General features: G+C 69.9%; 21 protein-coding genes, 1 tRNA gene and 1 riboswitch. Of the genes, 16 read left to right on the forward strand and 6 right to left on the reverse strand.

Translation table 11 applies throughout. The features are described from left to right. Positions 1-49: 49 nt before the first annotated feature. Positions 50-811 (reverse strand): PspA/IM30 family protein, encoded by a 762-nt coding sequence (locus tag BM349_RS06630; RefSeq protein ID WP_091705347.1) that lies wholly within the window; start codon positions 809-811, stop codon positions 50-52. Between the two features lie 71 nt (positions 812-882). Next, positions 883-2,889: a TPM domain-containing protein gene (locus tag BM349_RS06635; protein ID WP_091705349.1), complete on the reverse strand. Its 2,007-nt coding sequence runs from the start codon at positions 2,887-2,889 to the stop codon at positions 883-885. Positions 2,890-3,042: 153 nt separating this feature from the next. On the opposite strand from BM349_RS06635, the gene BM349_RS06640 reads away from it, so the two are divergent. The 5 genes from BM349_RS06640 (at position 3,043) to BM349_RS06660 (ending at position 7,414) form a co-directional block, all read left to right on the forward strand. Then, complete coding sequence (locus BM349_RS06640; protein WP_091705352.1) at positions 3,043-3,876, forward strand: DUF3097 family protein; 834 nt, start codon at positions 3,043-3,045, stop codon at positions 3,874-3,876. A gap of 102 nt (positions 3,877-3,978) precedes the next feature. After that, entirely contained in the window at positions 3,979-4,644 is a 666-nt protein-coding gene (gene trmB / locus BM349_RS06645) for a tRNA (guanosine(46)-N7)-methyltransferase TrmB (RefSeq protein WP_217645667.1), read from the forward strand. A gap of 77 nt (positions 4,645-4,721) precedes the next feature. After that, positions 4,722-5,984, forward strand: a complete 1,263-nt coding sequence (locus BM349_RS06650) for an MFS transporter (RefSeq protein ID WP_254773854.1) — start codon at positions 4,722-4,724, stop codon at positions 5,982-5,984. Further along, positions 5,956-6,888 (forward strand): CPBP family glutamic-type intramembrane protease, encoded by a 933-nt coding sequence (locus BM349_RS06655; protein ID WP_091705360.1) that lies wholly within the window; start codon positions 5,956-5,958, stop codon positions 6,886-6,888. Before BM349_RS06650 ends, BM349_RS06655 begins: the two co-directional genes overlap by 29 nt. Positions 6,889-7,015: 127 nt before the next feature. After that, a riboswitch (guanidine-III (ykkC-III) riboswitch) is annotated at positions 7,016-7,080 on the forward strand. 13 nt (positions 7,081-7,093) lie between these two features. After that, a complete protein-coding gene (locus BM349_RS06660; RefSeq protein ID WP_091705362.1) occupies positions 7,094-7,414 on the forward strand; it encodes a DMT family transporter in 321 nt (106 codons plus the stop codon). Between the two features lie 251 nt (positions 7,415-7,665). Here the strand turns inward: BM349_RS06660 and BM349_RS06665 are convergent. Then, a tRNA-Arg gene (locus BM349_RS06665) sits at positions 7,666-7,738 on the reverse strand. Positions 7,739-7,782: 44 nt separating this feature from the next. Beyond that, positions 7,783-8,619 carry an SGNH/GDSL hydrolase family protein gene (locus tag BM349_RS06670; protein WP_254773772.1) on the reverse strand — a complete coding sequence of 279 codons (837 nt, stop codon included), beginning with the start codon at positions 8,617-8,619 and terminating at the stop codon, positions 7,783-7,785. 183 nt (positions 8,620-8,802) lie between these two features. Here BM349_RS06670 and BM349_RS06675 point away from each other — a divergent pair, with 183 nt between their 5' ends. The 11 genes from BM349_RS06675 to BM349_RS06725 all read left to right on the forward strand — a co-directional run bounded on the left by BM349_RS06675 (position 8,803) and on the right by BM349_RS06725 (position 22,117). Further along, positions 8,803-9,672 carry a transglutaminase-like domain-containing protein gene (locus BM349_RS06675; RefSeq protein WP_091705364.1) on the forward strand — a complete coding sequence of 290 codons (870 nt, stop codon included), beginning with the start codon at positions 8,803-8,805 and terminating at the stop codon, positions 9,670-9,672. A 46-nt stretch (positions 9,673-9,718) separates the two neighbouring features. Next, positions 9,719-11,386 (forward strand): arginine--tRNA ligase, encoded by a 1,668-nt coding sequence (gene argS, locus BM349_RS06680; protein ID WP_091705367.1) that lies wholly within the window; start codon positions 9,719-9,721, stop codon positions 11,384-11,386. Positions 11,387-11,392: 6 nt separating this feature from the next. Further along, positions 11,393-12,217: an LmeA family phospholipid-binding protein gene (locus BM349_RS06685; protein ID WP_091705368.1), complete on the forward strand. Its 825-nt coding sequence runs from the start codon at positions 11,393-11,395 to the stop codon at positions 12,215-12,217. 154 nt (positions 12,218-12,371) lie between these two features. Continuing rightward, positions 12,372-13,820, forward strand: a complete 1,449-nt coding sequence (gene lysA, locus BM349_RS06690; protein ID WP_091705370.1) for a diaminopimelate decarboxylase — start codon at positions 12,372-12,374, stop codon at positions 13,818-13,820. Further along, entirely contained in the window at positions 13,817-15,139 is a 1,323-nt protein-coding gene (locus BM349_RS06695) for a homoserine dehydrogenase (protein WP_091705373.1), read from the forward strand. The genes lysA and BM349_RS06695 overlap by 4 nt, the downstream gene beginning before the upstream one ends. A 2-nt stretch (positions 15,140-15,141) precedes the next feature. Beyond that, a complete protein-coding gene (gene thrC, locus BM349_RS06700) occupies positions 15,142-16,230 on the forward strand; it encodes a threonine synthase (RefSeq protein WP_091705375.1) in 1,089 nt (362 codons plus the stop codon). Beyond that, positions 16,227-17,174 (forward strand): homoserine kinase, encoded by a 948-nt coding sequence (gene thrB / locus BM349_RS06705; protein ID WP_091705378.1) that lies wholly within the window; start codon positions 16,227-16,229, stop codon positions 17,172-17,174. The genes thrC and thrB overlap by 4 nt, the downstream gene beginning before the upstream one ends. Before the next feature lie 168 nt (positions 17,175-17,342). Next, on the forward strand, positions 17,343-19,355 hold the full coding sequence (gene rho, locus BM349_RS06710; RefSeq protein WP_091705381.1) for a transcription termination factor Rho: 2,013 nt from the start codon (positions 17,343-17,345) through the stop codon (positions 19,353-19,355). Positions 19,356-19,375: 20 nt separating this feature from the next. Next, the gene (prfA, locus tag BM349_RS06715) at positions 19,376-20,455 is read left to right on the forward strand and encodes a peptide chain release factor 1 (protein WP_091705383.1); all 1,080 of its coding nucleotides are present in this window, start codon (positions 19,376-19,378) and stop codon (positions 20,453-20,455) included. Positions 20,456-20,633: 178 nt separating this feature from the next. Continuing rightward, positions 20,634-21,587, forward strand: coding sequence for a hypothetical protein (locus BM349_RS06720; protein ID WP_254773773.1), 954 nt, complete (start codon positions 20,634-20,636; stop codon positions 21,585-21,587). A gap of 128 nt (positions 21,588-21,715) precedes the next feature. After that, on the forward strand, positions 21,716-22,117 hold the full coding sequence (locus tag BM349_RS06725; RefSeq protein WP_091705387.1) for a phage holin family protein: 402 nt from the start codon (positions 21,716-21,718) through the stop codon (positions 22,115-22,117). A 9-nt stretch (positions 22,118-22,126) separates the two neighbouring features. On the opposite strand, the gene epsC is transcribed toward BM349_RS06725, so the two are convergent. Both epsC and cysK read right to left on the reverse strand, forming a co-directional pair. Continuing rightward, entirely contained in the window at positions 22,127-22,708 is a 582-nt protein-coding gene (gene epsC / locus BM349_RS06730; protein WP_175525225.1) for a serine O-acetyltransferase EpsC, read from the reverse strand. After that, on the reverse strand, positions 22,705-23,655 hold the full coding sequence (cysK, locus tag BM349_RS06735) for a cysteine synthase A (protein WP_091705390.1): 951 nt from the start codon (positions 23,653-23,655) through the stop codon (positions 22,705-22,707). Before cysK ends, epsC begins: the two co-directional genes overlap by 4 nt. Between the last annotated feature and the right edge of the window lie 17 nt (positions 23,656-23,672).

Genomic DNA, 23,672 nt, shown 5'->3' on the forward strand with positions numbered 1-23,672 from the left:
ACGCGGAACGGGCGGGAGCCCCGCAGGGATCCCGCCCGTCCTCGTCGCGCTACGGCGTGTACGGCGCCGTCGAGGCGTCGATCGCCTGCTGTGCCGGGACGGTGCCCGCCTTCAGCTCTGCGAGCCGCGCCTCCACCTCGGTCAGCTCGCCCATGTCGTCCAGACTGTTGAACTGGGCATCGAGGCTCGATGCGGCCAGTTCCTCCTTGCCGGCCGCCAGCGCCTCCTGACGGCGGACCTTGTCCTCGAACCGCCCGAGCTCGCTGGTCGGGTCGAGCACGTCGATCGACTTGACGGCATCGTGCACCTTGTTCTGGGCCTCGGCGGTCTTCGCGCGCGCGAGCAGTTCGCTTCTCTTGCTCTTGAGCTGCTCGAGCTTCTGCTTCATGCCGTTGAGGCCGTCCTTGAGCTTGGCGACGACCTCCGTCTGAGACTCGATCGTCGGCTCGACGGCCTTCGCCTCGCGCTCGGAGCCGATCTGGCGCTGCAGGGCGATCTTGGCGAGGTTGTCGAACTTGTCGGCATCCGCCGTGCTGCCCGACGCGCGAAGCTGATCCGCCTTCTTGCTGGCAGCGAGGGCCTTGTTGCCCCATTCGGCGGCTTCCTGGATGTCTTCCTCGTGATCGCGCTCCAGCAGACGCAGATTGCCGATCGTCTCGGCGATCGCCGACTCCGCATCGGCGATGCTGTTGGTGAAGTCGCGCACGAGCTGGTCGAGCATCTTCTGGGGATCCTCGGCGGAGTCGAGCATCGAGTTGATGTTCGCCCTCAGGAGGGTCGAGATGCGACCGAAGATGGACTGCTTGGCCATCTGGGTTTCCTTCCTATCGATGGTTCAGAACGTACTGTCGTGGGCTGATGGATGCCGTCGCTCGGGCCTGCTCAGAAGCGACCACCTCCTCGGCGAGCGCGTGTGCCGCCACCGCCGAAACTGCCGGGGCTCATGCGTCCGCCGCCGCCCCCGCCGAACATGCCTCCCAGGCCACCGGAGGAGCTGCCCCGGCCGGAGCCGCCCCCTCCGCCGAGCAGGGAGTTGATCACGATGCCGCCGAGCACGGCGCCGAGCATTCCTCCGCCGTTGCCGCCGCCGCTGCCGCCGACCATGCCGCCGCCACCGCTGCTCGGGAAAGCGCTCACGTCGTTCTGGGCGTATTGGATCGCCTGCCCGGCGAGCTGGTTGGCGCGCTGCGCGTACTGGAGCGCCTGCTCGGGGTTCGCCGTCTGCAGCTGCTGCGCCTGCACGAGCGCCGCACCGGCCTCCGCGAGGCGGGTCCGCGCCTCGGCGCCGATCGCACCGCGCCGCGCGACGATGTAGTCCTCAGCGGCGGACACCTGGGCCTGCGCCTGCATGATCTGCTGGCCGATCATCTGCTGGGCGCGCTGCGCCTTGGCCGCCGCATCCCGCACGCCGGCGATGACTCCGTCGATCTGGGCGTCGGCCGCCTCGAGGCTCTGCAGCGTCTGCAGCGGGCGCCGCGCGGTTCCGACCAGACTCGCCTTCGCCGCGTCGACCTGCTGGCGGGTCGCTGCGATCGCGCCCGCGACCCGGCCGTCGGCGTCGGGCAGCGCGGACGCGGTGGCGATGTCGGACTCGAGCTCGGTGATGAGGGCCGCGGCGCTCTGCTCGCCCGCGGCGATGTCGCGACCCAGCTTGTCGATCGCGTCCTCCAGCAGGATGGCCTGGCCGACGGCCTCCTCCGCGGCCTTGATGCTGACGGCCGCCTCACCGCCCTTGCCCTCGCCGATCGCCGTCTGCGCGAGGGCGAGCTGCTCGTCGGCGAACTGCATGCGCTGCCGAGCCTGCTCGGGGTTGTCGGCCACAGTGGCGAGCGCCTCCGGCGCGTAGCCGGCCGCGAGCGAGCGAAGGTGCTCGTCGGCCGTGTCGATGGATGCCGCCGCCTTGTCGCGAAGCTCCTGCACGCGTGCGAGCGACTCGGGCGCATTCTGCTCGAGTCTGCGCAGCTCGTCGAAGTCGGCCGCCTTGTCGTCGAGACCCTTGTTGGCCTCCTCGCAGAGCCGCAGGATCTCGACGTTCCAGGCGCGGGTCTGCTCGTCGGTGTCGGCGGTGCTGTCATCGAGCTGCTGCTTGATCGTGAACGCCTTGTTGAGGTTCTCGCGCGCGGTCTGCAGCGCCTGCGCGAATTCCACGGTGGCGGCATCGCCGAACTGGGCGCGGGCGAAGCCGAGCTCCTGATCGCTCGTCTTGACCGCGTCGTCGGTCTCCACGAGCGCCGAGGATGCACGTCGCGCGAGCTCCTTCAGATCGATCTGCTCGACCGGTCCTGCCGGTGCCCCCTGGCCGCCGACCTTCTTCCGACGGCGACGGACGACGATCACGATCACCACGATCGCGATCGCCGCGATCACGAGGAAGATGATCAGCCCCGTGGGGAATCCTCCCGCCGCGGAGCCCGTCGCGTCCTCGATGCCCGTCGCCGCGGCATCGACCGCGCCGACCCAGTCCTCGGCGACGAGTTCGGGCTGGATCGCCTGTTCGATCGCAGCGAGCTGGTCACCGGTGAGCGGGCCGGAGGAGTCGCCCGACAGGTAGAACTGGCGGGACTCGGTCGCGACCGCGAGCAGGTACTGCGTCGGTCCGAGCCCGTTCTGCTCAGCGGTGTCGTTGGCCCATTCCTCGGAGCCGGCCGGTTCGGTGAACTCGTCGACGTACACGACCCACAGATCAAGTCCGGTGTCGGTCTTCAGCTGCTCCAGGCGTGCCTGCGCCTCCGACTCCTGGCTGTCCGACAGCGCGCCGACGTCATCGAGCACGTACCCGGAGCCGAGTGTGACGGGTGGTGTCGCAGCGGCCGGGGTGACCGAGAGCAGCAGCACCGCCAGGAACGCACCCAATGCCGTGGTGAGCATCGCTGCCCGTCGCGCACGCATCGTTCCCCTCCTCGGGGACGCGCAGTGCAGGCCCCGAAGATCGAGTCTATTCACGCGCGGGCGGGCCGCGGTAGGAGTTTCGCCGCACGCGGACGGGCGGGTCGCGACGGGTTCCGGCGCGTCCGCCGGTAGCGTGTCGAACTCGGAGGACCCATGGACGATCGATACCCGGGCGACGTGCTCGCGGACGGCTGGCGCGCCCGCGGACGTCGCGAGGTGCCCAGGATCGCCGCATCCGCCGACCTGGTCGTCGAGGTGGCCGCCGACGGGTTCTGCGGGGCCGTCGTAGGGGTCGCCTCGGGGCTCGTCGAGCTCGAGGACCGGCTCGGCCGTCGACGGCTCTTCCCGCTGGGACCCGGCTTCCTCGTCGACGGCGACGACGTCGTGCTCACCCTGCCGGCAGCCGCGCCTGCCACCGCGCCGAGGCGGACGGCATCCGGATCGTTCGCCGCACCCGAGACCCGCGCCCGGGTCGCACGCGCCAGCCGGATCCTGGTCGAGGGCCGACACGATGCCGAGCTCGTCGAGAAGGTGTGGGGAGACGACCTGCGCGCCGAGGGCGTCGTCGTCGAGTATCTGCAGGGCATCGACCTCCTCGAAGCGGCGCTGGATGACGAGCCGCCGTCGGCCGAGCGCCGGTACGGCGTCCTGGTCGATCATCTGGTGACCGGTTCGAAGGAGTCCCGGATCGCCGAGGCGATCATGCGCGGGCGCCACGGCCGGTTCGTCCGGATCGTGGGACACCCGTACGTCGATGTGTGGCAGTGCGTGACTCCTCAGGCCATGGGCATCGCGAAGTGGCCGGAGGTGCCACGGGGGACCGACATCAAGGTGGGCACGTGCCGTGCGCTCGGATGGCCCGCTGAGACCCCCGCCGACCTCGCCCGCGCGTGGCAGCGGATCCTCGGCCGGGTCCGCAGCTATCGCGACCTCGACCCCGCCCTGCTCGGCCGTGTCGAGGAGCTCATCGACTTCGTGACGGACTGAACGCGAGCCCGCGGCGTCGGCGCGCCTGGTTAGCCTGGAGGGGTGTCCGAACCCGCCGCCTTCCGCGACCGCCCCGTCTCGTTCGTCCGCCGCAACGGCCGGATGACCGACGGTCAGGAGCGCGCCTGGACCGACCTCGCCCCGCGCTATGTCATCGACGCACCGCGCGATGACGCCGCGACGAGTGTGCGGCCGGGCGCGGCGATCACGCCCAGCGACGTCTGGGGGAGGGATGCGCCCCTGGTGGTCGAGATCGGCTCGGGCCAGGGTCACGCCATCATCCATGCCGCCTCCTCGGCGCCCGAGACCGACTTCCTCGCGATCGAGGTCTTCACCGCCGGGCTCGCCCGCACGATGCTGGGCGCCGAGAAGGCGGGTGTCGAGAACCTCCGCCTGGTCGAGGCGAACGCTCCCGAAGTGCTCGAGCACCTGCTGCCCCCGGCATCCGTCGATGAGCTGTGGGTCTTCTTCCCCGACCCGTGGCACAAGAACAAGCACAACAAGCGGCGGCTCCTGACGCCCGAGTTCGCGACGCTTGCCGCCGGTGCCGTGCGAGACGGCGGCGTGCTCCGGCTCGCGACCGACTGGGAGCAGTACGCGCGGCAGATGCGCGATGTGCTGGATGCCGCGCCCGAGTTCGCGCGCTCGTTCGAGGGGGAGTGGGCGGACCGGTTCCCCGGCCGCGTGCTGACCGCATTCGAGCGCAAGGGGGCGCGCGCGGGTCGCGCCATCCGCGACCTGGCCTACGTGCGACGGCACCGCGGATGACCGACGGCGATGATGCGGCATCCGTCGCCCCCGGCGACCGGACGACACCCGCCGCCGCCCCGCGCGATCGCTGGCGGATGCTGCGGCCGCTCGCGCACCGCGACTTCCGCGCACTGTTCAGCGCGGTCGTGCTGTCGATCTTCGCGGCAGGCATGTGGGCCGTCGTCATGGTCTACGCGGTCATCGCGATCGGCGGAGGGCCGGTCGAGCTGTCGCTGGTGGCGGCGTCCAACGCCACCGGACTGCTGCTGTGCGCGATCCCCGGCGGCATCGTCGCGGACCGGATCTCGCGCCGGCTGATCGTGCGGGCCGTCTCGCTCGCGGAGTTCCTCGCGATCACCTCCGTGGTCGTGGTCGGGGCATTCGGTCCGGTCGGCATCCCTCAGCTCGTGATCGTCGCGTTCATCCTCGGTGCCGGAGCCGGGTTCTTCTTCCCGGCGTACAGCGCGATCCTGCCGCGCCTGCTGCCCCCGGGAGAGCTCCTCGCCGCGAACGGGCTCGAGGGAGCGATCCGCCCGGCCCTGCAGCAGGCCGCCGGCCCGGCAGCGGCCGGCATGCTCCTGGCCGCTCTGATCCCGGCGCACGCGGCTGTCGTGATCGCCATCGCGCACGGCGCCGCATTCGTGATCCTGATGTTCCTGCGACCCGAGCCCGCGCAGCAGCCGTGGGAGCACAGCGGCTCCGGCGACCCCGAGGCCGCGGATCACTCCGCCAAGAGCGTGTTCCACGATCTGCGCGAGGCGGTCGTGTTCACGGTTCGCACGCCCTGGCTGCTGTGGACGCTCCTGTACGCGACGCTGTGGGTGCTCGTCGTGGTCGGGCCCGAGGAGGTGCTGCTGCCGTTCCTCATCCGCGATCGGATCGGCGAGGATCCGCGGCTGTTCGGGTTCCTCCTGGCCGTCTACGGCGCAGGTGGAGTGCTCGGCTCGATCTTCGTGTCGTCCAGGAAGCTTCCGCGCCGATACCTGACGACGATGAACCTGGTGTGGGGCGTCAGCACCCTGCCGTTCATCATCGTCGGCTTCACCGACCAGTACTGGCTGCTCATGGCGTCGCTGTTCACCGTGGGATTCGGGTTCAGCTACGGCAATGTGATCTGGGGGACCCTGCTGCAGCGGCGAGTGCCCCGGCACATGCTGGGACGGATCTCGAGCCTGGACTTCTTCGTCTCGCTCGCCCTGATGCCGCTGTCGATGGCGCTCGCCGGACCGCTGTCCGAAGTGCTGTCGCTGCAGGTCATCTTCACCGCGGCAGGCATCCTCACGCTCGCGTTCGGCATCATCGCCATCTTCGCCGCACGCATGCCGCAGGATGAGATCGCCCATCCCCTGGGAGACTGAGAGCGTGCCCGCCCACCCCACTGCAGTCCTCGGCGTCCGCCCGCGTGTCTCGGTCGGACTCGTCCCGGCACTGCTGGTGTGCCTCGCCGCTCCTGCGTTCTTCGTGGTGCGCATCGCATGGCTCGGCTGGGTGCTGCTCGCGGCCGGGATGCTGCTGGCGTGGCTGGTGCGCTCGCGGACGGATGCCGAAGCCGACGCCGCGCGCGCCTCGATCGCCCCGCCGGCAGGCGCTTCATCGCGCACGCCGAGCCTGGTGCGCGACCTGTCGCTGATCGCACTCGGCCTGCTGATCGTCAGCTCCATCCCGCTCGCGGCGGAGCTGGACAACCTCGCATTCGTCCGGTTCTCCCTGGGTCTGGGCGGCGCCGTGGTGGCGCCCTACGTCGTGTCGCGCTTCGTCTTCCGAGACCACGCGATCCGCTTCCCCTGGCGCGGGGGCGGGCGGTGGACCGCGTTCCAATGGAGCTGGCTGGTCGCCGTGCTCGCACTCGGCTGGCTGATCCTGCCCTTCTACTTCATCACCTCGGGCGTCTACACGAACTGGCCGGTCGTGGACACGCCCGAGATGATCGCGCGCCTGTTCGTGGGAGTCGGCGCGGTGGGGATCTGGGACGAGCTGTTCTTCATCTGCATCGTCTTCACCCTGCTGCGGCGGCACTTCCCCGACTGGCAGGCGAACCTGCTGCAGGCCACCGTGTTCGTCTCGTTCCTGTGGGAGCTGGGGTACCAGGCATGGGGACCGCTGCTCACGATCCCATTCGCCCTCGTGCAGGCCTACATCTTCAAGCGCACGCGGTCGCTGACCTACGTCGTCACCGTGCACCTGCTTTTCGACGCCGTCGTGTTCCTGGTGCTCGTCCACGCGCACAACCCCGGGCTGCTGGACGGACTGTTCCTGGTCTGAGGTCCGCGCGCCGCGTTCATCCGTCACCTCTGCACGCGGATCGGGCGCCGCGGCGTGCACGGGTGACGGATGAAGCGAGGATCGACCGGTGCCCAGGGGGTGCACAGGGGGGTCGGGTAGCGTGGTCCACGGATCCCGAACCGGATCCCCGGACGACGGATCAGTACCCGGTGAGCGACAAGACTGGCCTTTGGAGGGCAGTCCCGTGTCGTGGGTCATCCTTGTCGCATCCGGAATCCTCGAAGCCGTCTGGGCCACGGCCCTGGGCAAGTCCGAGGGATTCACCAAGCTCTGGCCGAGTGTGATCTTCGGCGTCTCGCTGATCGCCAGCATGGGTGGCCTGGCCTGGGCGATGCGCGACATCTCGACCGGAACCGCCTACGCCGTCTGGGTCGGGATCGGCGCGTCGCTCACCGTGGCCTACGCCATGACCACCGGCGCCGAGCCGTTCTCGATCGTCCGGATGCTGCTCATCCTCGGCCTCGTCGGATGCGTGATCGGGCTCAAGATCGTGGGCCACGAGTAGGCCTGCGCGCGCTCGGATTCTTCACCTTCATGTTCACATTGAGGTGACTTCGGAGTGAACTCTTGACGACGGTTCGGCGATGAGTATCTTTGGTCTTGCAGATGGAAAACGGAAACGAAACGGACCCGCAAGGGAACGGGAAACGGGAACCGAAGTTCGCAGATGATCGGCCCGGGGCTTCGGCTCCGGGCCGATCTTCATTGTGCCCGGGAAACGAAGAAATCCCAGGTCATCCCTGGGATTTCTTACAGTGCCCCCGACTGGAATCGAACCAGCGACCTTTGGTACCGGAAACCAACGCTCTATCCCCTGAGCTACGGAGGCGTACCGATCGAGGTTATCACCAGCCTCGCACCTGTCCGTTCCCGTCAGGGGCCGGTCAGGTCCTCGTCGTGGGGCGCGTCCGCGATGACATCCGTCTCGCCGCTGATGGCGGACAACGCCTCCGCGAGCCGCGTCGCGAGATACGCGTGCCCGTTCGTCGAGGGGTGGTCTCGCCCGATGCCCGTGTCGATGACCTCGGCGTAGTTGTCGGTCGTGATCCACTCCTGAGCGATCGGCGAGATGTACCACCAACCGCGGGCGGCCGCGAGTTCCGCGAGGTCGGCATCGATGCGCACCGTGGCCTTCTCGACCGGCAGCACCTGAGGCGCCGGACCGAGCACGACGATCGTCGCATCCGGATACAAGGCGGCCAAGGCGTCCCACGCCGAGGTGACGGCATCCCGATAGCCGGCCGCCGGCAGCCGCCGGTCGTTGATCGACCCTTCGATGATCACGAGGTCGGGATCCATGGTCGGGTCGAGCGCTGCGATGCGCTCGCCGAACGAGCCGCCGTCCAGTCCGGGCTTGAGGTAGCCGCTGCCGCGGACGCCGTCGACGATCGTCTCCCAGCCGAGCTGCTCGCCGATCAGGTACGCATAGCCGAGGGTCGGCAGGGTCGCCGCCGAGCCGTAGGTCCACGAGTCGCCGAAGATCAGCACACGAGGCTGCTCGGGCAGGGTCAGGGCAGCGGGCGCCACGGCGACCGCCACCGGCTCCTGTCCCGTGGCCACGACGGCACTCGGTTCCGGCGCCCAGGGGCGCAGTGCGGCGACCGCGCACACCGCCGCGATCGCGAGCGCCGCGACGGCGAAGGGCCACAGCCGACGCGCTCTTCGCGCGCGCGATGAGCGCGTCGCGGAGGCGGTGTTCGGCGTGGTCACCTAGCGAGGGTAAACGATGATCCGTCGTCCGCCGAATACGGACGCCATCGAGCGGCGAGACCGCCTGCCGGGGCCGGGGAATGCGCCGCCGAAACGGGGTCTCCACGCTCTTCGCGGGCGGCCGGATCAGCCGACTTCGCGGTTGCGTGCGAAGCACCCGATCGGGCGTGCGAGGATACTTCGGTGCAACGCGTCGTGACCGCCGAACTGGACCTCGAGCTGGGGTCGTCCGTCGACCTCATTTTCCAGGTCGCGGCGGCCCAGCATGTGCCCATCGTGAGCGAGGAATTGACCTTCACCCAGGGCGAGCGCGTGTACACGCCGACTGAGATCGTCGACCAGTCCGGCAGTCGCCTGCACCGCCTCACCGGCGAGGCCGGCCGACTCGAGGTGAGATACGAGGCGACCGTCGACGGGCAGACCACGAGCGGTCGCACGAGCGATCTCGAGGCGATCACCTATCTGCGTCCGAGCCGCTACTGCCAGTCCGACGAGGTGTTCGGGCAGGCGCGGCGCCAATTCAAGGGGCTGCAGGGTCACGATCTGATCGCGGCGGTTTCGGAGTTCGTCGCGACCAGCACCACCTACACCCCGGGCCTCAGTCAGGGGACCGACTCCGCCGTCACGACCCTGATGACCGGCCAGGGCGTCTGTCGCGACTACGCGCACGTGGTGATCTCGCTGCTGCGGGCGATGGACATGCCGGCCCGCTACGCCGCCTGCTACGCACCCGGCCTGCAGCCGATGGACTTCCACGCGGTCGCCGAGGCGTACCACGACGGCGCGTGGTACGTGATCGACGCAACCCGCCTCGCGAACCGCCGGTCGCTCGTGCGCATCGCCACGGGACGGGATGCTGCGGACTGCGCGTTCCTGAGCTACCACGGCGGCCACGTCGGCCTCGCCCACATGCGCGTCGACGCCTGGGTCATGCCCGAGTCCGCCTCGGAGGACGGGCTCGAAGGGGACGGGCGTCCCGGTGCGCTCGAGCGCGTGTCGACGGACTCCGATCTGTCCGCCGACGACTTCACCGCACTCATCCAGCTGGCGTAGGCCTGCGCCCGGGGCGGCCGTCGCGGAAACGTAGACTGGTGCGGCCATGAATCCCGAAGAACTCGCCGCCGCTCTGCTCGCCGTCGTCACCCCGATCGCCGAGGGTCGACGCGAGGGATCGACGGCAGGGCTCACGGCATCCGATTTCACCGTCGATCGCCCCAAGAACCGCGATCACGGAGACTGGGCGTCCAACGCCGCGCTCAAGCTCGCGAAGGCGGTCGGGGCGAACCCGCGGGAGCTCGCCGCCGAGATCGCCGCCGACCTCACCCGGACGCCGGGCATCGCGAGCGTCGAGGTCGCAGGTCCCGGCTTCATCAACATCCGGCTGGATGCCGCAGCCGCGGGTCTGCTCGCCAAGACGATCGTCGATTCCGGCGCGGCATTCGGGACGAACGACTCCCAGCGCGGGAACACGATCAACGTCGAGTTCGTCAGCGCGAACCCGACCGGTCCGCTGCACATCGGGCACACGCGCTGGGCGGCGCTGGGCGACTCGATCGCGCGGCTGCTGCTGGCCAGCGGCGCGACCGTGGCGCGCGAGTTCTACATCAACGACGCCGGCGCCCAGATGGAGCGGTTCGGCCAGTCCGTGCTCGCCGCGGTCAAGGGCGAGCCCACACCCGACGGCGGCTACGCCGGCTCGTATATCGACGATCTCGCCCGGCGGGTGATCGAGGCGCGGCCCGACCTTCTGGAACAGGACGCCGACCAGCAGGCCGCGCTCGCCCGCGATCTGGCCTACGACTTCCAGCTGGGCGAACTGCAGGCGTCGCTGGCGAAGTTCCACGTCCACTTCGATGTGTGGTTCTCCGAGCGCACGCTCCACGCGGCGGGCTCGTCCGGCGAGCCGAGCCTCGTGGACGAGGCCGTCGATCGTCTGCGGGCGCAGGGACACGTCTTCGACGAAGAGGGTGCCGTCTGGGTGCGCACCACCGACTTCGGCGACGATAAGGACCGTGTGATCCGGCGCTCGAACGGCGAGTACACGTACTTCGCCGCGGACGCGGCCTACTACCTCAACAAGGGCGACCGGGGCTTCGCGCACAAGATCTACCTTCTCGGCGCCGACCACCACGGCTACGTGCACCGACTGAAGGCGCTGGCCGGCGCGGCCGGAGACGACCCCGAGAAGGACATCGAGGTCCTGATCGGGCAGCTCGTCTCGATCAACGGGGCGCGGCTGTCCAAGCGCGCAGGCAACATCATCGAGATGGACGATCTGCGCGAGTGGCTCGGCGCCGACGCCCTGCGCTACTCACTCGCGCGGTATCCCGCCGACTCCCCGCTCACGCTCGATCCCGAGCTGCTGCGCAAGCGGACGAACGACAACCCGGTGTTCTACGTGCAGTACGCGCACGCCCGCACGCACAACGTCGCGCGCAACGCGGCGGCATCCGGTGTCGACCGCAGCGAGTTCGCCCCCGAGCTGCTGGACCACGAGACCGAGTCCGCACTGCTCGGCGCACTGCAGGAGTTCCCGCGCATCGTCGGCTTCGCCGCCGAAGTCCGCGAGCCGCATCGCGTCGCGCGCTACCTGGAAGAGCTCGCGGGGCTGTATCACCGCTGGTACGACAACTGCCGGGTGATCCCGCTCGGCGATGAGCCCGTGGGCAGTGTGCATCGAACGCGTCTGTGGCTCAACGATGCCACCGGCCAGGTGCTGCGCAACGGGCTCGACCTCCTCGGCGTCGATGCGCCCGAACGGATGTAGGCAGAGATGACCACCGGCGACACGCAACCGACGCAGCCCCTTCCTCCCGTGTGGACGCAGGGCGATCCGGAGCCGAAGAAGCGCCGCCGCGCGTGGCCGTGGCTCCTCGCGCTCGTCATCGTCGTGGGGCTCGCGATCGCGGCGTGGTTCGCGGGGGAGTGGATCGCCAGGGACATCGTGACCAAGACGATCCGCGATCAGGTGGTCACCCAGCTCTCGCTGCCCGCCGACCAGCAGATCGACGTGGTGGTCGCGGGCGCCGTGCTTCCCCAGCTGATCAAGGGCAGTCTCGACGATGTCACCGTCTCCTCCGATGACGTCGCCCTCGAGGCGTTCGTCGGCGATGTCACGATCCACGCACAGGACATCGCGATCCGCGGCGAGTCCACCGGCGGCACGGCCACCGCGACCGTCGTGCTCGACCAGGAGCAGCTGCGCACGCTGCTGTCCACGATCGAGAGCTTCCCGACCGACTCCGTCGGGCTCGCCGAGCCGAACGTGACCATGACGACCGAGCTCAGCCTCTTCGGCATCACACTGCCGATCGGCGTCGCCCTCACCCCGAGCGCGGCGGAGGGCGACATCGTCCTGACCCCCGCGGCACTGCAGCTGGCGGGCAGCGACATCTCGGTCGATGCGCTCAAGAACCAGTTCGGCGGCGTGGCCGATGCCGTGCTGCGCGACTGGACGATCTGCATCGCGCAGTACATCCCTGCAGGGGTGGAGCTGACCGGCATCGCCGTCACCGGCGAAGAGGTCGTCGCAGAGCTGGACATCGACCCGGCGATCGTCAATGACACGTCGTTGCAGGAGACGGGCGTGTGCGAGTGACCGGCGTCATGGAAGCCGATCACGGCATATGGCGTGCCCTAGACTTCTGAGAACCGCCCGGCGCGTGAGTCCACCGCTGCCGCGGCACCCCCGCTGAGAACGGGTCCCGCCCGCAGCAGTCGCGCCGAAGCCTCCTTTCCACGATTGGTCCGAGTTGTCCGTCTCCCCCTCGCCCACGCCGGAATGGCTCCTGCCGCCGGACGACGCGAACGCGCTCGCAGCCGGCGTGTGGCCGGCATCCGCTCGTCGCGACGACGAGGGCGTGCTCCACATCGCGGGCGTGTCGGCGACGCAGCTGCGGCATCGGTTCGGGACTCCGCTGTACGTCGTGGACGAGGCGGAGGTGCGCGCGCACGCGCAGCGCACGCTGGCGGCATTCCGCTCGGCGGTCGAGCCGCACGGCGTGCAGGCGCGCGTGTATTACGCGGGCAAGGCCTTCCTGTGCTCGGAGGTCGTCCGATGGGTCACCGCCGAGGGCATGGCGCTCGACGTGTGCTCCGGAGGCGAGCTCGCGCTCGCGCTGGCAGCGGGCGCCGACCCGGCGCGGCTCGGATTCCACGGCAACAACAAGAGCGTCGTCGAACTCGAGAACGCAGTCGACGTGGGCGTCGGCTCGATCGTGATCGACAGCTGGATGGAGCTGGACCGCCTCACGGGGATCGTCCAGCGCGGAAGCCGGACCCAGGCGGTGCTCGTGCGCGTCAACAGCGGCGTTCACGCAGAGACGCACGAGTTCCTCGCGACGGCCCACGAAGACCAGAAGTTCGGCTTCACGCTCGATGAGGCTCCCGATGTCGTCGCCCGCATCCGCGAGACCGCGGGACTCTTCTTCGTCGGGCTGCACTGCCACATCGGCTCGCAGATCTTCGGGACCGCAGGATTCCAGGAGTCCGCGGCGCGCATCGTCGAGGTGCACGCCGCGCTGCTGTCCGGCGGCGACATCCCGGTCCTCAACCTCGGCGGCGGATTCGGCATCGCCTACACCTCCGCCGACGACCCGACCCCGATCGAAGCCCTCGCGACCGGCATCGTCGAGGCCGTCGCCCGCGAGTGCGAGCTGCGCAGCATCCCGATGCCGAACCTCGCTTTCGAGCCGGGGCGCGCGATCGTCGGCCAGGCGGGCGTGACGCTGTACGAGGTGGGCACGACGAAGGCGGTCGAGATCGGCGACGGCGATCGGCGCCTGTACGTGAGCGTGGACGGCGGCATGAGCGACAACGCCAGGCCGGCCCTGTACGGTGCGGACTTCTCGGCGCGGATCGCGTCCCGCGTGAGCGACGAGCCGCCCGCGCTGGTGCGCGTGGTCGGCAAGCACTGCGAATCGGGTGACATCGTCGTGGATGCCGACTACCTTCCGGGTGACGTCTTCGCCGGCGACCTGCTCGCCGTCCCCGCGACCGGCGCCTACTGCTTCTCGCTCGCGAGCAACTACAACTACGTGCCCCGCCCGCCGGTCGTCGCCGTGCACGACGGAGTGGCCCGGGTGATCGTGCGCGCCGTGACCATCGACGACCTCCTGGCGCACGATGCCGGTCTGGATGCCGAACCGAGCACGCCGGGCGAGGGAGATCGCTTCGAGACGACCGAGGGAGCCGCCGGATGATCGACTACCGCCGACTGAGAGTCGCGCTGCTGGGCGCCGGAGCCGTGGGCTCGCAGGTCGCGGCACTGCTCCTCAAGCATGGTGACGAGCTCGCCGACCGCGCGGGCGCGGCACTGGAGCTCGTCGGCATCGCCGTGCGCGACCTGGACGCGCCTCGCGAGACCGATCTGCCCCGGGAGCTGTTCACGACGGATGCCGAATCCCTCATCGTCGGCGCCGACATCGTGATCGAGCTCATGGGCGGCATCGAGCCGGCCAAGACCTACCTGCTGCAGGCGATCAACTCCGGCGCCGACATCGTCACCGCCAACAAGGCGCTCCTTGCCACGCACGGCCCGGAGATCTTCGATGCCGCCGACCAGGTCGGGGCGCAGGTCTACTACGAGGCGGCGGCCGCCGGCGCGATCCCGATCATCCGGCCGCTGCGCGACTCGCTCGCCGGCGACCGCGTCCAGCGGATCATGGGCATCGTCAACGGCACGACGAACTACATCCTCGACCGGATGGACACCGAGGGCGCCGACTTCGCGGACGTGCTCGCTCAGGCCCAGGCCCTCGGCTACGCCGAGTCCGACCCGACCGCCGACGTGGAGGGCTACGACGCCGCGCAGAAGGCGGCGATCCTCGCGAGCCTCGCGTTCCACACGACGATTCCGCTGGATGCTGTGCACCGCGAGGGCATCACCTCGATCGACAAGGCGATGATCGACTCCGCGCGGCACGCCGGCCACGTGATCAAGCTGCTCGCTGTCTGCGAGCGGCTCGCCGCGGACGCAGACGCGGACTCCGAGTCGATCTCGGTTCGCGTCTACCCCGCGCTCATCCACCGCGACCACCCCCTGGCGAGCGTGCACGGCGCGAACAACGCCGTGTTCGTGGAGGCCGAAGCCGCCGGCAACCTCATGTTCTACGGCGCCGGCGCGGGGGGCGTGCAGACCGCTTCCGCCGTGCTGGGCGATGTCGTCTCGGCGGCGCGCCGTCACATCGCCGGTGGCGTCGGCGTGGGCGAGTCCACCCGCGCGAACCTTCCGATCGTCCCGATCGGACGCGTCACGACGCGGTACCAGATCACGCTCGAGGTCGACGACCAGCCGGGCGTGCTCGCGACGGTCGCCGGAATCCTCAGCGACGGCCGCGTCTCGATCGCGACGGTCGAGCAGACGGTGATCGACCACCCCGACCTCGGCGTCCCGGTCGCCCGACTCGTGATCGGAACGCACAAAGCCCGTGAGCAGGACCTCAGCGACACCGTCGACCGACTCGCCGCCAGCGGCGTGGTCGAACGGGTCGTGTCTGTTCTGCGCGTAGAAGGAGACTGACAATGGCACACGTCTGGCGCGGAGTCCTCCGCGAGTACGCCGACCGACTGGGGGTGACCGATTCCTCGACCGTGGTCACGCTCGGCGAGGGCGGCACGCCGCTGCTGCCCGCACCGGCCCTCTCGCGTCGCACGGGCGCCGATGTCTGGGTGAAGTTCGAGGGGATGAACCCCACCGGCTCCTTCAAGGACCGCGGCATGACGGTCGCCGTATCGCGTGCGATCGAACACGGCGCGAAGGCCATCATCTGCGCCTCGACCGGCAACACCTCCGCCTCCGCCGCCGCCTACGCGGCGCACGCCGGCATCACGGCAGCCGTCCTGGTGCCCGAGGGCAAGATCGCGATGGGCAAGCTCAGCCAGGCGGTCGCCCACAGCGGACAGCTGATCCAGATCCGCGGCAACTTCGACGACTGCCTCGAGATCGCGCGCGAACTGGCCGACCACTACCCGGTGCACCTGGTGAACTCCGTCAACCCCGACCGCATCGAGGGCCAGAAGACGGCGGCGTACGAAGTCGTCGAGACACTGGGCGACGCGCCGGACTTCCACTTCATCCCGGTCGGCAACGCCGGAAACTACACCGCGTACTCGCGCGGCTATCGCGAAGAGGCCGAGCGCGGCGTGTCCACCCGCGTGCCGCGCATGTTCGGCTTCCAGGCCGAAGGCAGCGCGCCGCTGGTGCGCGGCGAGATCGTGAAGCACCCCGAGACCGTGGCCAGCGCGATCCGCATCGGCAATCCCGCGTCGTGGGAGCTCGCCCTGGAGGCGCGCGACGCGACCGACGGCTACTTCGGTGCGATCGACGACGAGCGGATCCTCGCAGCCCAGAAGCTCCTGGCCGGCGAGGTCGGGATCTTCGTCGAGCCGGCATCCGCCATCAGCGTCGCAGGGCTCCTCGACCGCGTCGAGGCGGGCGTGATCCCGCAGGGCGCACGGGTCGTCCTCACCGTCACCGGCCACGGCCTGAAGGATCCGCAGTGGGCTCTCCGCAATGCGGACGGCTCCCAGGTCGAGCCCACCGTGGTCGATGCCACGACCTCGGATGTCGCATCGGTCCTCGGCCTGGTGGCCGCGGGGACGAACGCGTGACCGACACCGCGGCGCCCGCGCAGGGTCGCGCCGTCGCGGTGCGGGTTCCCGCGACGAGCGCGAACCTCGGTCCCGGCTTCGACACGCTCGGTCTCGCGCTGAGCGTGTACGACGAGCTCGTCGTCACGGCACTGCCCGGCGACGGACTCGAGGTCCTCGTCAGCGGCGAGGGGGCGGATGCCGTTCCCCGCGACGCATCGAACCTCGTCGTCCGCGCCATCGCATACGCGTTCGACGCGGTCGGGCGACGGATGCCGGGACTCCGGCTCGAGGCGCGGAACGTCATTCCGCACGGCCGCGGTCTCGGCTCGTCCGGTGCGGCGGTCGTCTCCGGACTGCTCGCGGCCAAGGGCCTGCTCGCGGGCGATGTGGAACTCGGTCCGGACACGCTGCTGCGGCTCGCGACCGAGCTCGAGGGACACCCCGACAACGTCGCACCCGCGCTGTTCGGCGGGCTCACGATCGCGTGGGTGGACGAGACCGGCCCGCAGCACAAGAAGCTGCTGGTGCACCGCGGCGTCTCGCCGCTGGTCTTCGTGCCCGAGTCGACGATGTCCACGAGCGTGGCGAGGAGCCTCCAGCCGCTGCAGGTTCCCCGCGAAGACGCCGTCTTCAACGTCTCGCGGTCGGCGCTCCTGATCGCCGCGCTCACGCAGAGTCCCGAGCTGCTGCTGGCAGCGACCGAGGACAAGCTGCACCAGAACTACCGTGCGCAGGCGATGCCCGAGACGGATCGCCTGGTGCGTGCGCTGCGCGACGGCGGGTTCGCAGGCGTCGTGTCGGGGGCGGGTCCGAGCGTGCTCGTGCTGGCCGACGGACCGGGTCAGCGCCTCGCGGCGGCGGAGCTCGCGGCAAGCTCGACGAACACTCCCTGGGAGGCGCTGATGCTGGCCGTCGACTTCAAGGGTGGTACAGTGAGGGACATAACGGAGGGTTCCACGTAGCTACGTGAATCTGGCCTCCGATCGCATTCTGCGAAACCCTGCACGACCCCCCGCACCCCGGTTCTGAACCGGTCCCTGAGCTTGTCGAAGGGGCGGCGCGGGCTGACGTCCGTTGTGGCGTACGTCTCGTGCAGACATGATCATCCACATTTTCACTAGGGAGAACTCGTGGAGTCCATCTCCGAGATCCAGTCCGTCGACGCCGCCGATGCAGAGCGCACAGAAGCGCTCGAGTCCGTCGAGAACGTCGACACCTCGGCCGAGCACGTCGCCGAGACCACCGACGAGCAGGCGGCCGCACCGGTCGCCGACGAGCCGGTAGCCGATGCGCCGGTCGACGCCGCTGAGGCCGAGGCGCCCGAGGCGGAGGCCGAGGCTGCCGCTGAGGCACCCGCCGATGCCCCGGTCGACGCGACGCCCGCCGCGGCCGAGGCGCCGGTCGAGCCCGCGCCGGCCACTGCGCCGCGCAAGCGCGCCCCGCGCCGTGCCAAGAGCACGGATGCAGCTGCCGCTCCGGTCGTCGAGGCGCCGGTCGAGGCAGCCGCCGACGCTCCGGCTGAGGCCGACGCTCCGGCTGAGGCGGCCGCTCCGGCTGAGGCGGCCGCTCCGGCCGAAGCCGAGCCCTCCGTCGAGCCGGCACCCGAGTCCGCCGATCAGCCGCAGGCGGATTCCGCCACCGACGCCGCCGAAGGCGCGTCGGAGCAGCCGACCGACGGCGAAGACGCTGAGCCCGCCGAGGGAGCCACCGATGGCGCCCCGAGCCGGAGCCGGAGCCGCAGCCGCAACCGCAACCGCAACCGCAACGCCCAGGGCGGCCAGAACGCCCAGGGTGGCGCGCAGAGCGCGCAGGGCGGCCAGGCCGCACAGGCGGGCGCGAGCGGACAGCAGGCGCAGGCATCCGACGGCGACGACGACGGCCAGTCGGCCGGTCGCAACCGCCAGCGGACGAACAAGCGCCGCACGCAGGGCACCGCAGACGAATTCGACACCGAGATCGGCGAGGACGACGTCCTGATCCCGATCGCCGGCATCCTCGACGTGCTCGACAACTACGCGTTCGTCCGCACCACGGGCTACCTGCCCGGCACGAGCGACGTCTACGTCTCGCTCGGCCAGGTCAAGAAGTACAACCTCCGCAAGGGCGACGCGGTCGTTGGCGCGATCAAGCAGCCGCGCGAGGGCGAGCAGTCCAGCCGTCAGAAGTACAACGCGCTCGTCAAGGTCGACGCGGTCAACGGCCTGTCGGTCGAAGACGCGGCCGACCGTGTCGAGTTCGGCAAGCTGACCCCGCTCTACCCCCAGGAGCGCCTGCGCCTGGAGACCGCGCCGGAGAAGCTCACGCAGCGGATCATCGACCTGGTCGCCCCGATCGGCAAGGGCCAGCGCGGTCTCATCGTCGCGCCGCCCAAGGCCGGCAAGACGATCGTGCTGCAGCAGATCGCCAACGCGATCGCGACGAACAACCCCGAGGTCCACCTGATGGTCGTCCTGGTGGACGAGCGTCCGGAGGAGGTCACCGACATGCAGCGGACCGTCCGCGGCGAGGTCATCGCCTCGACGTTCGACCGGCCCGCCGAAGACCACACCACGGTCGCCGAGTTGGCGATCGAGCGCGCCAAGCGCCTCGTCGAGCTGGGCCGCGACGTCGTCGTGCTGCTCGACTCGATCACCCGCCTCGGTCGTGCGTACAACATCTCGGCGCCCACCTCGGGTCGCGTGCTGACCGGCGGCGTCGACGCATCCGCGCTGTACCCGCCCAAGCGCTTCTTCGGCGCCGCGCGCAACATCGAGAACGGCGGATCGCTCACGATCCTCGCGACCGCGCTCGTGGAGACCGGCTCCAAGATGGACGAGGTCATCTTCGAGGAGTTCAAGGGCACGGGCAACAGCGAACTGCGCCTGTCGCGTCAGCTCGCCGACAAGCGGATCTTCCCGGCTGTCGACGTGAACGCGTCGAGCACCCGCCGCGAGGAGATGCTGCTCTCTCCCGACGAGGTCAAGATCACCTGGAAGCTGCGTCGCGCCCTCGCGGGCCTCGACCCGCAGCAGGCCCTCGAGGTCGTGCTGGGCAAGCTCAAAGAGACCCAGTCCAACGTCGAGTTCCTCGTCCAGATGCAGAAGTCGATCCCCACTCCGACCGGCGGCGGTCACAGCCACGGGCACGAGAACAGCATCCGCTGACCGAGCCGTTCGGAGCACCCATGTTCGAATCGGTGAAGACCCTCATCGAGGAGCACAAGGCCGTCCAGGAGGAGCTCTCCGACCCGGCCGTGCACGCCGATCCGGCGCGCTCGAAACGCGTCAACCGACGCTACGCCGAGCTGTCCCGGATCGTGGCGGCGTATGACGCATGGGTCCTCTCCACGGGCGACCTCGCGGCCGCACAGGAGTTCGCCAAGGAGGACGAGGCGTTCGCCGCCGAGGTTCCCGCGCTCGAGGAGCGCGTCCAGGAGTCGCAGGAGAAGCTGCGGCGCCTCCTGATCCCGCGCGACCCCGATGACGCCCGTGACGTGATCATGGAGATCAAGGGCGGCGAGGGCGGCGCGGAGAGCGCGCTGTTCGCCGCGGACCTGCTGCGCATGTATCTGCAGTACGCGGCGTCCCGCGGCTGGAAGACCGAACTGCTCGAGCGCAACGAATCCGATCTGGGCGGCTACAAGGACGTCCAGGTCGCGATCAAGGGCTCATCGTCCGATCCCGCTCACGGCGTCTGGGCCTCGCTCAAGTACGAGGGCGGCGTGCATCGCGTCCAGCGCGTGCCGGCCACTGAGTCCCAGGGCCGCATCCACACCTCGACGACCGGGGTGCTGGTCTTCCCCGAGGTCGACGAGCCCGACGAGGTCGAGATCAACCCGAACGATCTGAAGATCGACGTGTTCCGCTCGTCCGGCCCGGGCGGGCAGTCCGTCAACACGACGGACTCGGCGGTGCGCATCACCCACCTGCCGACGGGCATCGTCGTCTCCATGCAGAACGAGAAGTCGCAGCTGCAGAACCGCGAGGCCGGCATGCGCGTGCTCCGCGCGCGGATCCTGGCGAAGCAGCAGGAGGAGATCGACGCCGCGGCATCCGACGCCCGCAAGTCGCAGATCCGAGGCATGGACCGCTCGGAGCGGATCCGCACCTACAACTTCCCCGAGAACCGGATCGCCGATCACCGCACCGGGTACAAGGCCTACAACCTCGATCAGGTCATGGACGGCGCCCTCGGCCCGATCATCGAGTCCTGCATCGCCGCCGACGAGGAGGAGCGCCTGGCCTCCCTCGGCTCCGACGGCTGACCCCGGGTCCGACCGCTCCGCCTGCTCGCCTCCGCGTCAGCATCCCTCGCTGTCGACTTGCCCTGAACGCAGGCGACACGCCGGGGGAGGACCTGCATATAGGGCAAGTCGATGGGCGAGGTCGGGATGCTGTGGACAACGCCGACAGCGTGCGGTGGGTCTGTGCCATCGTCGTGCCGTGCATCCGTACGACGCCATGAGCTCGGCGTTCACGGTCGCGCACGGGCGACGGCATGGACTGACCCGCTGGGACCTCGAGTCCGCTCTGTTCGAGCGACCGTTCCACGGTCTCCGCGCACCGCGCCACACTGAGGCCGACGAGCATCCGGCCGCGACTGAGCAGATGGCGATCATCCGAGCCGCTCGGCACTTCACAGCGCACATGAACGACCACGAGTTCTTCTCGCATTCCACCGCCGCGCTGCTCTGGGGTGTTCCGCTGCCGCGGCTCGGTCGCACCGAGGTCCATGTCTCCGTTCTTGCACCGCACCGCGCACCCCGAGGCTCGGGCGTCCGCGGTCACCAGCTGGCGGCGCGTGCCGTGCGCCTGGTTCATCACAGCGAGCTGGGTCTCGCACTGACCGACCCGGCGACGACGTGGGCGCTCCTGGGTCACGAGCTGCGGCATCCGTACGACCTCGTTGCGGCCGCGGATGCCTTCGTCCGCGTCGACCGGATGCCGGGACCCGGGAGCCGGGTCATCCGCCCGGCCCTCGCGTCGATCGCCGACCTGCGCCGAGCGATCCCGCCCGGGCGCCGCGGTGTTCTGGCGCTCCGCGAGGCCCTGGGACGCGTTCGTGTCGGCTCTGCGTCGCGGATGGAGACGTGGATGCGGCTCACCGTCGTCGATGCGGGCTTGCCGGAGCCGGTGCTCGACCACGACGTCTACGACGCGCTGGGACGGTTTCTCGGATGCGTTGACGGCGCGTATCCGTTCGCGCGGGTGGCCCTCGAGTACGAGGGCGATCACCATCGCACCGACGAGCGGCAGTGGCAGCGTGACATCGTCAAGCACGACGACCTCGCGCGCGCCGGCTGGCGCGTGATCCGCTTGACGCGAGAACAAGTGTTCGGTCAGCCTGGACGCCTCGCCGCACGGGTTCGCGACGCACTCCGTGCCTCAGCCCGCTGAGCGTTGCTCTTCGTCATCGACTTGCCCTGAACGCAGGCGACACGCCGACGCGTCGCCTGCAGATACGGCAAGTCGATCCGGGAAGGCAGCGTGGGACCCGTGCCGGCGGGCGCCGCTAGGCTCGGAGCGTGCTCACGTTCCTCATCCGCGCCATGATCTTCGTGGTCTCGGCCGCGGTCGGCCTGATCGTCGCCGACCTGCTCCTGCCCGGCTTCCACATCGACTGGAGCGACTGGTGGGGCTTCGTGCTCGCCGTCGTGATCTTCGCGGTGATCCAGAGCGTGCTGGCCCCGTGGGTGTTCAGGATGACGCGCCGGCACGCCGCGCCGCTGCTCGGCGGCATCGGCATCATCTCGACCTTCGTCGCGATCCTGATCGTCGTGCTCATCCCGGGCGCGGGCATCGGCATCTCCGAGCCCCTGGCCTGGGTGCTCGCGCCGGTCATCGTCTGGATCGTGACGGCGCTGGCCACGTGGCTGCTGCCGATGGTCTTCCTGAAGAAAGAGGTCGCGCAGCGACGCGCCGACTGACCGAGACCGTCAGATGCTGTACTCGGGCACGGTGAGCAGGGCCCGAGTGTCCAGACCCTCGCGCTTCGAGCGCGGCTTCGCCGGAACGCCGACCAGGATGCTGTCGGCCGGAGCGTCCTTCGTGACGACGGCATTCGCCCCGATTACCGAGCCTGCGCCGATCGTGATCGGACCCAGCACCTTCGCTCCCGCACCGACGGCGACGCCGTCGCCGAGCGTCGGGTGTCGCTTGCCGCCCTCGCGCTGACGTCCGCCCAGGGTCACCCCGTGGTAGAGCATCACGTCGTCGCCGACCTCGGCGGTCTCGCCGATGACGACTCCCATGCCGTGGTCGATGAAGAACCGCCGGCCGATGGTGGCGCCCGGGTGGATCTCGATGCCGGTGAGCCACCGGGTCACCTGGGACCCCAGGCGCGCGACGAAGCGCATGCGCCGGACCCAGAGCGCGTGCCACAGGCGGTACGCCCACACGGCGTGGAGCCCGGGGTAGAGCAGCGCGATCTCGAGCCCGCTGCGGGCCGCCGGGTCGCGGAGCTTCGCCGCGGCCAGGTCCTCGCGGATGCGCGCGACGGCGCCGATTCGTTCGGTCATGATGCCGCCTCGGGTTCGCGGAGGTGCTCGTAGAGCGCGGTCGAGAGATAGCGCTCGCCGGCATCCGGGATGATCACGACGATCCGCTTGCCCGCAGCCTCGGGGCGCGCGGCGATCTCGAGCGCGGCCCACACTGCCGCCCCGGCCGACATCCCGGCGAGGATCCCCTCGCGCGTGGCCATCTCGCGTGCGACCCGGATCGCGTCGTCGAACTCGACGTCGAAGATCTCGTCGACGACCGAGCGATCGAGCACCTCCGGCACGAAGTTGGGGCCGATGCCCTGGATGCGGTGCCCTCCCGCGCGGCCCTCGGTCAGCACGGGGGAGTCCTTCGGCTCGACGAGCGCGACCTTCACGTCCGGGTTGCGTTGCTTGAGCACCTGCCCCACGCCGGTGATCGTCCCGCCCGTTCCGGAGCCCGCGACGAAGTAGTCGACGTGGCCGTCGGTGTCGCGCCAGATCTCCTCCGCGGTGGTGCGGCGGTGGATCTCCGCGTTCGCGCTGCTCTCGAACTGCCGGGCCAGCACCGCGCCCGGCGTCTCGGCCACGATCCGCTCCGCGGTGGCGACGGCTTCGGTCATTCCCTTGTAGGGGTCGGTGAGCACGAGTTCGGCACCATAGGCCTTCAGCAGGGTGCGGCGCTCCTTCGACATCGATGCGGGCATCGTGAGGATCACCTTGTAGCCGCGCGCAGCGCCGATCAGGGCGAGCGAGATGCCCGTGTTGCCGCTGGTGGACTCGACGATCGTGCCACCGGGTTTCAGCTCGCCGGACGCTTCGGCGGCTTCGACCAGGGCGTACCCCAGGCGATCCTTGACGCTGGAGCCGGGGTTGTAGAACTCGAGCTTGGCCAGCACCTCGCCGCCGAGACCCTCCGTGAGCGCATTCAGCCTCACCAGCGGAGTGTCGCCGAACGCGGTGGTGATGTCGGAGTGGATGCCGGGCACTGGGCGCCTTTCTCGGG

This window comes from Microbacterium sp. cf046 (assembly GCF_900114345.1).
Taxonomy (GTDB): Bacteria; Actinomycetota; Actinomycetes; order Actinomycetales; family Microbacteriaceae; genus Microbacterium.